This window comes from Streptomyces sp. YPW6 (genome assembly GCF_018866325.1).
Taxonomy (GTDB): Bacteria; Actinomycetota; Actinomycetes; order Streptomycetales; family Streptomycetaceae; genus Streptomyces.
This window is the reverse complement of sequence record NZ_CP076457.1, coordinates 2045984-2058625: the sequence shown is the minus strand read 5'-3', so window position 1 is coordinate 2058625 and position 12642 is coordinate 2045984. Positions and strand designations below refer to the sequence as shown.

General features: G+C 71.7%; 11 protein-coding genes. All 11 read left to right on the top strand.

Annotation, left to right across the window (positions count from 1 at the left end; translation table 11 throughout):
- The first annotated feature begins 151 nt into the window (after positions 1 to 151).
- The 11 genes from KME66_RS08870 to KME66_RS08820 all read left to right on the top strand — a co-directional run bounded on the left by KME66_RS08870 (position 152) and on the right by KME66_RS08820 (position 12530).
- Positions 152 to 1450 carry a homoserine dehydrogenase gene (locus KME66_RS08870; RefSeq protein WP_073215550.1) on the top strand — a complete coding sequence of 433 codons (1299 nt, stop codon included), beginning with the start codon at positions 152 to 154 and terminating at the stop codon, positions 1448 to 1450.
- Between the two features lie 6 nt (positions 1451 to 1456).
- Entirely contained in the window at positions 1457 to 2527 is a 1071-nt protein-coding gene (gene thrC / locus KME66_RS08865) for a threonine synthase (protein ID WP_073214499.1), read from the top strand.
- A gap of 405 nt (positions 2528 to 2932) precedes the next feature.
- Complete coding sequence (gene thrB / locus KME66_RS08860) at positions 2933 to 3850, top strand: homoserine kinase (protein ID WP_073214496.1); 918 nt, start codon at positions 2933 to 2935, stop codon at positions 3848 to 3850.
- 389 nt (positions 3851 to 4239) lie between these two features.
- Positions 4240 to 6243, top strand: a complete 2004-nt coding sequence (gene rho, locus KME66_RS08855; RefSeq protein WP_073214493.1) for a transcription termination factor Rho — start codon at positions 4240 to 4242, stop codon at positions 6241 to 6243.
- 74 nt (positions 6244 to 6317) lie between these two features.
- Positions 6318 to 7403, top strand: a complete 1086-nt coding sequence (locus tag KME66_RS08850; protein ID WP_253208264.1) for a trypsin-like serine protease — start codon at positions 6318 to 6320, stop codon at positions 7401 to 7403.
- Positions 7404 to 7579: 176 nt separating this feature from the next.
- The gene (locus KME66_RS08845; RefSeq protein WP_073214491.1) at positions 7580 to 8683 is read left to right on the top strand and encodes an LCP family protein; all 1104 of its coding nucleotides are present in this window, start codon (positions 7580 to 7582) and stop codon (positions 8681 to 8683) included.
- Between the two features lie 164 nt (positions 8684 to 8847).
- Complete coding sequence (gene rpmE, locus KME66_RS08840) at positions 8848 to 9072, top strand: 50S ribosomal protein L31 (protein ID WP_073214489.1); 225 nt, start codon at positions 8848 to 8850, stop codon at positions 9070 to 9072.
- Positions 9073 to 9228: 156 nt separating this feature from the next.
- On the top strand, positions 9229 to 10305 hold the full coding sequence (gene prfA, locus KME66_RS08835) for a peptide chain release factor 1 (protein WP_073214488.1): 1077 nt from the start codon (positions 9229 to 9231) through the stop codon (positions 10303 to 10305).
- A 41-nt stretch (positions 10306 to 10346) separates the two neighbouring features.
- The gene (gene prmC, locus KME66_RS08830) at positions 10347 to 11192 is read left to right on the top strand and encodes a peptide chain release factor N(5)-glutamine methyltransferase (protein ID WP_073214484.1); all 846 of its coding nucleotides are present in this window, start codon (positions 10347 to 10349) and stop codon (positions 11190 to 11192) included.
- 52 nt (positions 11193 to 11244) lie between these two features.
- Positions 11245 to 11892: an L-threonylcarbamoyladenylate synthase gene (locus KME66_RS08825; RefSeq protein ID WP_073214481.1), complete on the top strand. Its 648-nt coding sequence runs from the start codon at positions 11245 to 11247 to the stop codon at positions 11890 to 11892.
- Positions 11889 to 12530 carry a protein-tyrosine-phosphatase gene (locus KME66_RS08820; protein WP_073214480.1) on the top strand — a complete coding sequence of 214 codons (642 nt, stop codon included), beginning with the start codon at positions 11889 to 11891 and terminating at the stop codon, positions 12528 to 12530. The genes KME66_RS08825 and KME66_RS08820 overlap by 4 nt, the downstream gene beginning before the upstream one ends.
- The last annotated feature ends 112 nt before the right edge of the window (positions 12531 to 12642 follow it).

The window sequence follows — 12642 nt, the reverse complement described above, 5'->3', positions numbered from 1 at the left end:
ATAGTCATCTCAGGATCCGGACGTGGGTCAGAAACTCCCGTCCGGTGAGTGAGACTGGTCCCTGATGAGCACGACCCTCCGGCGAGGGGAGGGTGGGCGACGCAGCCCCCCGATCTCCGGAGGGTCCAGGTATGAGAAACGAGGTCGGATGATGCGTACGCGTCCGCTGAAGGTGGCGCTGCTGGGCTGTGGTGTGGTCGGCTCAGAGGTGGCGCGCATCATGACGACGCACGCCGACGACCTCGCGGCACGCATCGGCGCGCCCGTCGAGCTCGCCGGTGTGGCCGTCCGCCGCCCCTCGAAGGTGCGTGAGGGCATCGACCCCGCACTCATCACCACCGACGCGACCGCGCTCGTGCGGCGCGGCGACATCGACGTCGTCGTCGAGGTCATCGGGGGCATCGAGCCGGCCCGTACGCTCATCACCACCGCCTTCGAGAACGGCGCGAGCGTCGTCTCCGCGAACAAGGCGCTGCTCGCCGAGGACGGCGCCGCCCTGCACGCCGCCGCCGAGAAGTACGGCCGCGACCTGTACTACGAGGCCGCCGTCGCCGGGGCCATCCCGCTGGTGCGGCCGCTGCGCGAGTCGCTCGCGGGCGACAAGGTCAACCGGGTGCTCGGCATCGTCAACGGCACCACCAACTTCATCCTCGACAAGATGGACACCAGCGGCGCCGGCTACTCCGAGGCGCTCGACGAGGCCACCGCCCTGGGGTACGCCGAGGCCGACCCGACCGCCGACGTCGAGGGCTTCGACGCCGCCGCGAAGGCCGCGATCCTCGCCGGGATCGCCTTCCACACCCGCGTGAAGATCGGCGACGTGCACCGCGAGGGCATCACCGAGGTCACCGCCGCCGACATCGCCTCCGCCCGCCGCATGGGCTGCACGGTGAAGCTGCTGGCCATCTGCGAGCGCGCCGCCGACGGGGCCTCCGTCACCGCCCGCGTCCACCCCGCGATGATCCCGCTCAGCCACCCCCTGGCCTCCGTCCGTGAGGCGTACAACGCGGTGTTCGTCGAGGCCGACGCCGCCGGGCAGCTCATGTTCTACGGGCCCGGCGCCGGTGGTTCCCCGACCGCATCGGCCGTCCTCGGCGACCTCGTCGCGGTCTGCCGCAACAAACTGGGCGAGGCCACCGGACCCGGTGAGTCCGCCTATACGCGCCTGCCGGTCAGCCCCATGGGCGAGGTCGTCACGCGCTACCACATCAGCCTCGACGTGGCCGACAAGCCGGGCGTCCTCGCCCAGGTCGCGACGGTCTTCGCCGAGCAGGGCGTATCGATCGACACGGTCCGCCAGCAGGGCAGGCCGGACTCGGACGGCGAGGCATCGCTCGTCGTCGTCACCCACCGCGCGCTCGACGCCGCCCTCTCCGGGACCGTCGAAGCGCTGCGCAAGCTCGACACCGTGCGCGGTGTCGCCAGCATCATGCGTGTTGAAGGGGAGTAAGGACCCATGACCAGCAAGGGCACCCACCAGTGGCGCGGCATCATCGAGGAGTACCGGGACCGGCTTCCGGTCACGGCGACGACGCCGGTCGTCACACTTCGTGAGGGCGGCACGCCGCTCGTACCGGCGCAGGTCCTCTCCGAGCGCACGGGCTGCGAGGTGCACCTCAAGGTCGAGGGCGCCAACCCCACCGGTTCCTTCAAGGACCGCGGCATGACCATGGCCATCACCCGGGCCAAGGAGGAGGGCGCGCAGGCCGTCATCTGCGCCTCCACCGGCAACACCTCCGCGTCCGCCGCGGCGTACGCGGTGCGCGCGGGCATGGTCTGCGCCGTCCTCGTACCGCAGGGCAAGATCGCGCTCGGCAAGATGGGCCAGGCCCTCGTCCACGGCGCGAAGATCCTCCAGGTCGACGGCAACTTCGACGACTGCCTGACCCTGGCCCGCGGGCTCTCGGACAACTACCCGGTGGCGCTGGTCAATTCGGTCAACCCGGTCCGGATCGAGGGCCAGAAGACCGCCGCGTTCGAGATCGTCGACGCGCTCGGCGACGCCCCCGACCTCCACGTCCTGCCGGTCGGCAACGCGGGCAACATCACCGCGTACTGGAAGGGGTACACCGAGTACGCCGGTGACGGCGTGTCCAGCCGCTCCCCGCGCATGTGGGGCTTCCAGGCGTCCGGTTCCGCGCCCATCGTGCGCGGCGAGGTCGTCAAGGACCCGTCCACCATCGCCACCGCGATCCGCATCGGGAACCCGGCCTCCTGGAACTACGCGCTCGCCGCGCGGGACGAGTCGGGAGGCTTCATCGACGAGGTGACGGACCGGCAGATCCTCTCCGCGTACCGGCTGTTGGCCTCCCAGGAGGGGGTCTTCGTGGAGCCCGCGTCGGCCGCGTCCGTCGCCGGTCTGCTCAAGGCCGCCGAGGAGGGCAAGGTCGACCCCGGCCAGAAGATCGTCTGCACGGTCACCGGCAACGGCCTCAAGGACCCCGACTGGGCCGTCGCGGGCGCACCGCAGCCGGTCACGGTCCCGGTCGACGCGGCCACCGCGGCCGAGCGGCTCGGACTCGTCTGAGCCGGTGCCGGACGGGCCGCGGCGGCCGTCGCGGCCCGGGTCCGCCGGCCGCAAAACGGCCGCCCGCCGCCCGGCCGACGCCGGCCGGGTCAACCAGGACAACCCAGCTCAACCGCCCTCTTTCCGGGGCTGAGAGCGCATAGGCGGCGGGCGACACGCATCGTGCGCCTCCTGTGCGCCCTATGTCGCGACAGAACCTTCCTTCGATAAGCTGTACCCCATCCGCCCGACACCCGCCCGACGGTCCGCTGCGGTACGGCAGCCGTCGTGGACGAACGCGGGACGGGCCACCGGATCCCCTGTACACCCCGGTGCGCACCGTGTAGCGCCCCCGTCCCCGCAGCCCCCGCCGCCGCAGATCCACCGCACTGCATCCCCGCCGCCTTACAAGGAGTGGTCCGACCGATGGCCGGTCCCGCGTTCCGAGCCGCCGCCGTCCGGGTGCGCGTCCCCGCCACCAGCGCCAACCTGGGGCCGGGTTTCGACGCCCTCGGCCTCTCGCTGGGGCTGTACGACGACGTCGTCGTCCGGGTCGCCGACTCCGGGCTGCACATCGACATCGCGGGCGAGGGCGGCGAAACCCTGCCCCGCGACGAGAGCCACCTGCTCGTGCGCTCGATGCGCACCGCGTTCGACCTGCTCGGCGGCCAGCCCCGCGGGCTGGAGATCGTCTGCGCCAACCGCATCCCGCACGGCCGCGGCCTCGGCTCCTCCTCCGCCGCCATCTGCGCCGGAATCGTCGCCGCCCGCGCCGTGACGACCGGCGGCGACGCCCGCCTCGACGACGCGGCCCTGCTGGAGCTGGCGACCGAGATCGAGGGGCACCCCGACAACGTCGCGGCCTGTCTGCTCGGCGGATTCACCCTCGCGTGGACGGACGCCGGCGCGGCGCGGGCGATCCGGATGGACCCCGCCGGCTCCGTCGTGCCCGTCGTCTTCGTGCCCGGGCGGCCGGTGCTCACCGAGACGGCGCGCGGCCTGCTCCCGCGCACCGTCCCGCACGTCGACGCGGCCCTCAACGCCGGCCGGGCGGCCCTGCTCGTCGAGGCCCTGACCCGCCGCCCCGAGCTGCTGCTCGCCGCCACCGAGGACCGGATCCACCAGGAGTACCGGGGCCCGGCCATGCCGGAGAGCGTCGAGCTGGTGAACCGCCTGCGCGCCGACGGAGTGCCCGCGGTCATCTCCGGCGCCGGACCCACGGTCCTGGCCCTGACGGAGGAGGGTTCGGCCGACAAGGTCGCCCGACTGGCGGGGGAGGGGTGGGCGGCGAACCGGCTGGCCCTCGACGCCGCGGGCGCGAGTGTGCTGCCGCTGGCCGCGTAACCGCATGTGATTACCGGTGAGCGAGAGGGGGAATGTTTGTTGGAGCCGGTAGTGTTAACCTCAAGTCTGCAATCGACGTCGTTGAGGCGCGTTGCTTCGTGTCCCCCTCCGGGACCACCATTCTTCCGGGAGCCTCCCCAACTGCCTGAGCAGCCTGCCTGAGCAGTTTCGAGCACGCTCCGGAACCGGCACGACACCCCTCGCTCGTCCAGGAGTGGGCCGAGCAGGGGGATCTCGCGCCGGACCCCGCACGTTCATCTCTCCGCCGTACCCGGCGGACCACCGCCCCGGCAAGGTCCGCGATCCAGCAAGATCAACAGACCGTAGTCGGACAGCACAACCGGTCGCCGAGCCAGAAGGCCGACGTCCGCTCCAGGGAAGGACCCTTCGTGAGCGACACCACCGATCTGATGGGCGTGACTGCCGACAAGAACGTCGACAGCGCCGCGCCCGCCGAAGGTGCTGCCACTGGCACCACCGCACGGCGCCGCCGCTCCGGCACCGGCCTCGAGGGCATGGTCCTGGCCGAGCTGCAGCAGGTCGCGTCGGGCCTCGGCATCAGGGGCACCGCGCGGATGCGCAAGAGCCAGCTGATCGAGGTCATCAAGGAGGCGCAGGCGGGCGGCGGATCCGCCGCCCCCAAGGCCTCCCCCAAGGCCGCAGAGGCCCCCGCCGAGGCGGAGAGCAAGCCCAAGCGCCGCGCGACCTCGAAGGCGCGCACCGGGGACGAGGGCGCCGCTGCCGCCGCCGAGAAGGACACGGCCGCCCAGCAGCAGATCGACATCCCCGGCCAGCCGGCCAGCGACGACCAGCCTGCGGGCGAGCGTCGTCGCCGCCGTGCCACCGCGCAGGCGGGCAGCCCCGACACCAAGGCCGAGGCGAAGACCGAGGCCAAGGCCAAGGCGGAGCCCCAAGGCGAGCAGAAGACCGAGGAGCGGCCCGAGCCCAAGGGCGACGCCCGCGCCGAGAACGCCGCCGACACGTCCGAGGGCCGCCGCGGCGACCGCCAGGGCCGCGGTGACCGCGAGGGCCGCCGTGAGCGCCAGCGCGACCGCCGCAACAAGGGCGACGACCAGGGCCAGCAGGGCGGCGGGCAGCGCCAGCAGCGCCAGGGCGGCCAGGGCAACGGCCCGCAGGACGACTTCGACGACGAGTCGGGCGGCCGTCGCGGCCGTCGCGGCCGCTACCGCGACCGCCGCGGCCGTCGCGGACGCGACGACTTCGCCGGGGACGTGCAGGTCGCCGAGGACGACGTCCTGATCCCCGTCGCGGGTATCCTGGACATCCTCGACAACTACGCGTTCATCCGGACCTCCGGCTACCTGCCGGGTCCGAACGACGTGTACGTGTCGCTCGCCCAGGTCCGCAAGAACGGCCTGCGCAAGGGTGACCACGTCACCGGTGCGGTGCGCCAGCCCAAGGACGGCGAGCGGCGCGAGAAGTTCAACGCGCTGGTCCGTCTGGACTCGGTCAACGGCATGGCGCCGGAGTCCGGCCGGGGCCGCCCCGAGTTCCAGAAGCTGACCCCGCTCTACCCGCAGGACCGGCTCCGCCTGGAGACCGACTCCAACATCCTGACGACGCGGATCATCGACCTGGTGGCCCCGATCGGCAAGGGCCAGCGCGGGCTGATCGTGGCCCCGCCGAAGACCGGCAAGACCATGATCCTGCAGTCGATCGCCAACGCGATCACGGTCAACAGCCCCGAGTGCCACCTGATGGTCGTCCTGGTCGACGAGCGTCCGGAAGAGGTCACCGACATGCAGCGGTCGGTGAAGGGCGAGGTCATCTCCTCGACCTTCGACCGCCCCGCCGAGGACCACACCACCGTCGCCGAGCTGGCCATCGAGCGCGCCAAGCGCCTCGTCGAGCTGGGTCACGACGTGGTCGTCCTGCTCGACTCGATCACCCGACTGGGCCGCGCGTACAACCTCGCGGCACCGGCCTCCGGCCGCATCCTCTCCGGTGGTGTCGACTCGACCGCGCTCTACCCCCCGAAGCGCTTCTTCGGCGCCGCGCGCAACATCGAGGACGGCGGCTCGCTGACCATCCTGGCCACCGCGCTCGTCGAGACCGGCTCGCGCATGGACGAGGTGATCTTCGAGGAGTTCAAGGGCACCGGCAACATGGAGCTCAAGCTCGACCGGAAGCTCTCGGACAAGCGCATCTTCCCGGCGGTGGACGTCGACGCGTCCTCCACCCGCAAGGAGGAGATCCTGCTCGGCACCGACGAGCTGGCGGTCGTCTGGAAGCTGCGCCGGGTGCTGCACGCGCTCGACCAGCAGCAGGCGATCGAACTCCTCCTGGACCGGATGAAGAAGACCCAGTCCAACGCGGAGTTCCTGCTCCAGATCCAGAAGACGACGCCGGGCTCCGGCAACGGCAACGACTGACCGGTCGCACGCCGGGCCCGCCGGCTCTCCGGGCTCCGCCCCCGCGCTTCGGCGCGGGGGCGGAGCCCTTTTCCGTGCGCGTGGTTCCCTTCTCTTCCTGCTTTTCCTCCCCGCACCTTCCCCTTCCGTTCTCCCTGACGTACTTTTTCTGCGGCGGCGTCGTCATCGCGCCCACGAAGATCGCCACCGCCGCACACTGCGTCAAGGGCTACGACTGGAACACCAACGGCGCGGTCGTCACCGGCAGCACCTCCACCGAGCCGAACAGCAGCGGTACCGTCTCCTGGCCCTACCGGCAGTGGAACAGCCCGCTCTACAAGGACGTGCAGGGCGCGGCCGACAACGACGTCGCCGGCTTCACCCTCTTCGAGCCGGTCACGGCCAAGTCCCTTCCGGTCGCGGCCAAGACGGACACCGGCCTCTACGCCGCGGGCACCCAGGCCAAGGTCTACGGCTGGGGCCGCACCAGCTCCACCGACGACGCCATCTCCATCACCCTGCGCTCCGCGACCCTCCCGATCGTCCCGGACACGGACTGCCGTAACTCGTACGGCAGTTACTTCGTCGCGGGTCACATGGTCTGCGCGGGCAGGACCGGCGCGAGCGACGCGGAGACCCTCGGGGCGTGCAACGGCGACTCGGGTGGCCCGCTGGTCATCGGTGGCAGGCTCGTCGGCATCGTCTCCTGGGGCATCGAGGACTGCGTCGGCGAGGGCGCGTACAGCGTCTTCGTGAAGGTGACCACGTACGTGCCGGACATCAACGCGCGCGCCTACGACACCAACATGACCTGGGACCACCGCGCCGACCTGATGGCCCGCAGGGCGTCCAACAACACGATGTACCAGTTCGAGTCGACCGGCACCGCCATGTCGAAGTCCACGTACAGCCCCGACTGGGGCGGCATCGACGTGCTGCTCCAGACGGACCTGAACCGCGACGACAACCAGGACCTGCTGGTGCGCGGCAAGGACGGCAACCTGTACTGGCACCGGCAGGTCCGACAGCGGCATCTTCAGCTCCCGCAAGCTGCTGGGCACCGGAGCGAACAACTACAACCTCTTCGGCTGACCCGCGCCGGGCCCGAGACCTTGGCCACACCGGTCCCGTCTCCGGCCCCGTCCGCGACCCGGCTGTACCGGGCACGAAACCCCAGGTGAACGCCGCCTCACGGCTCGTACGCCCGTCAGACCTGTGGCCCCCGTCATCCGACGGGGGCCACAGGCGCGTATGCAACTCTTTCTGGTGCTTCGGCCGTCCCAGCACATGAGGCCGACCGCGCGTGGAACACCACGGCAGGGGGCACACGGGCGCACAGGAGTGACGAGGGAGACGCGTGAGCGAGCAGAGCAGGGGCGCGGGCCGCATACGCGGCACCGGCAGCCGACGGAGGAAGCCGGATCGCCGGCACCGCGCGAAGGTCGTCGCGGCCTGGACGGTGGCGGGGGTCGTGGTCGTCGGCGGGGCCGGGCTCGGCTACGCCTACCTGGCGCTCGACGGGAACCTCTCCAGCATCGACATCGACGCCAAACTCGGCACCGACCGCCCCGACGACGTCGACGACGGCTCGCAGGACATCCTGGTGCTGGGCTCCGACTCGCGCTCCGGCGACAACGGCGCGTACGGCCGGGACGAGGGCGCGGCCCGCTCCGACACGGCGATGGTCGTCCACGTCGACAAGGGCCACCACTCGGCGAGCGTCGTCTCGATACCGCGCGACACCCTGATCGACCGCCCCGCCTGCGAGAGCGACACCACCGGCGACCGGGTCCCCGCCGAGCACCGGGCCATGTTCAACACCGCCTACGAGGTCGGCGGGCCCGCCTGCGCGGTCAAGACCGTCGAGTCGATGTCCGGCATCCGCATGGACCACTACCTGGAAGTCGACTTCACGGGCTTCAAGAAGCTCATCGACGAGCTCGGCGGCGTCGAGATCACCACGAAGACCGCGATCGACGACTCCAAGAGCCACCTCGATCTGGAGCCCGGCACCCACACCCTGAACGGCGAGGAGTCCCTGGGCCTCGTCCGCACCCGCAAGAGCGTGGGCGACGGCAGCGACCTGGGACGCATCCAGCTCCAGCAGGCGTTCATCAAGGCGCTCATCGAGCAGACCAGGAGCGTCGGGGTGTTCTCCAACCCCAAGAAGCTCTACGGTCTCGCGGACGCCGCCACCAAGGCCGTCACCACCGACTCCGGACTCGGCTCCGTCAAGAAGCTCACCGGCTTCGCCGGCGGACTCAAGGGGCTCGGCGCCGACGACGTCCACATGGTGACCCTGCCCGTGGAGTACGACCCGGCCGACCCGAACCGGGTCCTCCCGCAGGAGGAGGCGGGCCGGCAGGTCTGGGCCGCGCTCAGGAACGACCGGCCGGTCCCCGCCTCCGCCACCGAGAAGTCGGCCGGTGACAAGGGCGACGCCGGCACGCTCGTCGAGTAGCCCTCCGGTCACCCCAGGTACACGGCCGGGCCGTGGGAATACCCGCGCCCCGCCCCCGGTTTTGGGAGATACGGCCGGTCCTGGCAGACTGGTACGTCGGCCCCGGTTCACGGCCGCGCAATCCGCGCGGACGACCCGGCGCCCTCCCGAAACTAGGAGACACCTTGAAGCGCGACATCCACCCCGAGTACGTCGAGACGCAGGTCAGCTGCACCTGCGGTGCCTCGTTCACCACCCGGAGCACCATCGACGGCGGCAGCATCCGTGCCGACGTCTGCTCCGAGTGCCACCCGTTCTACACGGGCAAGCAGAAGATCCTCGACACCGGCGGCCGCGTGGCCCGCTTCGAGGCCCGCTTCGGCAAGGCTGCCGGCTCCGCCAGCAAGTAGCGAGCCACTGCGCCGGTTCCTGGCGCCCTCTTCCCGGGGGCGTCGGAACCGGCGTTTTTTCCGGTCGGGTGTCCGGGAGGAGGACCGCCGGACACCCCACCGGGCCGTACGCCCTCCAGCAGGCCCGCAGATCTCAGAGCAACCAGGAGCCCCCGCATGTTCGAGGCGGTCGAGGAACTGATCGGTGAGCACACCGATCTCGAGAAGAAGCTCGCCGACCCGTCGGTCCACGCCGACCAGGCGAACGCGCGCAAGCTGAACAAGCGCTACGCGGAGCTGACCCCGATCGTCTCCACGTACCGGACCTGGAAGCAGACCGGCGACGACATCGAGACCGCCCGCGAGTTCGCCGCGGACGACCCCGACTTCGCCGCCGAGGTCAAGGAGCTGGAGAAGCAGCGCGAGGAGATCACCGAGAGGCTCCGCCTCCTCCTCGTCCCGCGCGACCCCAGCGACGACAAGGACGTGCTCCTGGAGATCAAGGCGGGCGCCGGCGGCGACGAGTCCGCCCTGTTCGCGGGCGACCTGCTGCGCATGTACCTGCGCTACGCCGAGCGCGTCGGCTGGAAGACCGAGATCATCGACTCCACCGAGTCCGAACTCGGCGGCTACAAGGACGTCCAGGTCGCCGTCAAGACCAAGGGCGGCAACGGCGCCACCGAGCCCGGCCAGGGCGTCTGGGCCCGGATGAAGTACGAGGGCGGTGTGCACCGGGTGCAGCGCGTGCCCTCCACCGAGTCCCAGGGCCGCATCCACACCTCGGCCGCGGGCGTGCTCGTCACCCCCGAGGCCGAGGAGGTCGACGTCGAGATCCACGCCAACGACCTGCGCATCGACGTCTACCGCTCCTCCGGACCCGGCGGCCAGTCCGTCAACACGACCGACTCCGCCGTCCGCATCACGCACCTGCCGACCGGCGTCGTCGCCTCCTGCCAGAACGAGAAGAGCCAGCTCCAGAACAAGGAGCAGGCCATGCGCATCCTGCGGTCCCGGCTGCTCGCCGCCGCCCAGGAGGCCGCCGAGCAGGAAGCCTCCGACGTCCGCCGCAGCCAGGTCCGCACCGTCGACCGCTCCGAGAAGATCCGGACGTACAACTTCCCGGAAAACCGCATCTCGGACCACCGCGTCGGCTTCAAGGCGTACAACTTGGACCAGGTGCTCGACGGTGACCTGGACGCGGTGATCCAGGCGTGCGTCGACGCCGACTCCGCCGCCAAGCTCGCCAACGCGTAAAGCGATCCGCCCGCCCCGCACACCCCGTACGGAGAACCGCGATGAACCTGCTGCTCGCCGAGGTGGCCCAGGCCACCCAGCGGCTGGCCGACGCCGGTGTCCCCTCACCGCGATTCGACGCCGAGGAACTCGCGGCCTTCGTCCACGGGGTGAAGCGGGGCGCGCTCCACACCGTCCCCGACGGCGACTTCGACGCCCGCTACTGGGAGGCCGTCGCCCGCCGTGAGGCCCGCGAGCCCCTCCAGCACATCACCGGCCGCGCCTTCTTCCGCTACCTGGAGCTCCAGGTCGGGCCCGGCGTCTTCGTGCCCCGCCCGGAGACCGAGTCGGTCGTCGGCTGGGCCATAGACGCCGTCCGCGCGATGGACGTCGTCGAGCCCGTGGTCGTCGACCTGTGCACCGGGTCGGGCGCCATCGCGCTCGCCATGGCCCAGGAGGTCCCCCGCTCCCGCGTCCACGCCGTGGAGCTCTCCGAGGACGCCCTGAGGTGGACCCGGAAGAACGCCGAGGGATCCAGGGTCACCGTCCACAAGGGAGACGCCCTGAGCGCCCTTCCCGAGCTCGACGGCCAGGTCGACCTGGTGATCTCCAACCCGCCGTACATCCCGCTCACCGAATGGGAGTACGTCGCCCCCGAGGCCCGCGACCACGACCCGGAGATGGCCCTGTTCTCCGGCGAGGACGGTCTCGACACCATCCGCGGCATCGAACGCACCGCCCACCGCCTGCTGCGCCCCGGTGGCCTCGTCGTCATCGAGCACGCCGACACCCAGGGCGGCCAGGTCCCCTGGATCTTCACCGAGGAGCGGGGCTGGGCCGACGCGGCCGACCACCCCGACCTCAACAAGCGCCCCCGGTTCGCCACCGCCCGCAAGGCCATGCCGTGACCGGCCCCCGGCACCACCACCCCTACCCGCACCTGTCCGAGGAGGCCGGCTGATGGCTCGGCGATACGACTGCAACGACGCCACCGACCGGACCACGGGCCTGCGCGAGGCCGCATCGGCCGTCCGCCGGGGCGAACTGGTCGTGCTGCCCACCGACACCGTGTACGGGATCGGTGCGGACGCCTTCACCGCGGAGGCCGTCGCGGACCTGCTGGACGCCAAGGGCCGCGGCCGCAACATGCCCACCCCCGTCCTCATCGGCTCCCCGAACACCCTCCACGGCCTGGTCACCGACTTCTCCGAGGAGGCCTGGGAGCTCGTCGACGCGTTCTGGCCCGGCGCCCTCACCCTCGTCGCCCGGCACCAGCCCTCGCTCCAGTGGGACCTCGGCGACACCCGGGGCACCGTCGCCATCCGGATGCCGCTGCACCCGGTCGCCATCGAGCTGCTGACCGAGGTCGGCCCGATGGCCGTGTCCAGCGCCAACCTCACCGGACACCCCTCGCCCGAGGACTGCGACGCCGCCCAGGGCATGCTGGGCGACTCCGTCTCCGTCTACCTCGACGGCGGCCCGACGCCCGGCATCGTGCCGTCGTCCATCGTCGACGTCACCGGCCCCACCCCGGTCCTGCTGCGCGCCGGCGCCCTCTCCGCGGAGGAACTGCGCACGGTGGTCCCCGACCTCGAGGTGGCCAATTGACCGCCCCCGAGGGGCGTGGCATAGCGGGGCGGACCGACACCTTCCGCATCCTCCACGTCAGCACCGGCAACGTCTGCCGCTCGCCCATCACCGAGCGGCTGACCCGCCATGCCCTGGTGGACCGCCTCGGCGACCCGCTCAGCGGCGGCCTGATCGTGGAGAGCGCGGGCACCTGGGGCCATGAGGGCGCCCCGATGGAGGCCAACGCCGAGGTGGTCCTCGCCGACTTCGGGGCGGACGCCAGCGGCTTCGTCGGCCGCGAACTGCTCGACGAGCACGTCATCCGCGCCGACCTGGTCCTCACCGCCACCCGCGACCACCGCGCCCAGGTCATCTCCATGGGCCACTCCGCGGGCCTGCGCACCTTCACGCTCAAGGAGTTCACCCGGCTGGTCCGGGCGATAGACCCGGCCACCCTGCCCGACCCGCGCGACGAGGGCGTCGTCGAACGCGCCCGCGCCCTGGTGCGCGCCGCCGCGGCCCTGCGCGGCTGGCTGCTGGCCCCGACCGCCGATGCGGACGAGGTCCACGACCCCTACGGCGCCCCCATCACCTTCTTCCGCTCCATCGGCGACGAGATCAACCAGGCCCTCGACCCGGTCGTCACCGCGCTCACCGGCGTCCGCGCCCCGCACTGACGGACCCGGCCGCGCACCGGCGTACGCCCACGCGCCGGCCACCGTACGCACACCGCCCCGGACGACCCGCGCGTTCCGCGCCGTACGCCGGCGGGACCACGGCCGTACGCGG

Excerpts from the sequence above, each read along its gene's own strand:
- KME66_RS08870 (WP_073215550.1), top strand. The coding sequence starts at position 152 with ATGCGTACGCGTCCGCTGAAGGTGGCGCTGCTGGGCTGTGGTGTGGTC.
- prfA (WP_073214488.1), top strand. The coding sequence starts at position 9,229 with ATGTTCGAGGCGGTCGAGGAACTGATCGGTGAGCACACCGATCTCGAG.
- thrB (WP_073214496.1), top strand. The coding sequence starts at position 2,933 with ATGGCCGGTCCCGCGTTCCGAGCCGCCGCCGTCCGGGTGCGCGTCCCC.
- KME66_RS08825 (WP_073214481.1), top strand. The coding sequence starts at position 11,245 with ATGGCTCGGCGATACGACTGCAACGACGCCACCGACCGGACCACGGGC.
- thrC (WP_073214499.1), top strand. The coding sequence starts at position 1,457 with ATGACCAGCAAGGGCACCCACCAGTGGCGCGGCATCATCGAGGAGTAC.
- prmC (WP_073214484.1), top strand. The coding sequence starts at position 10,347 with ATGAACCTGCTGCTCGCCGAGGTGGCCCAGGCCACCCAGCGGCTGGCC.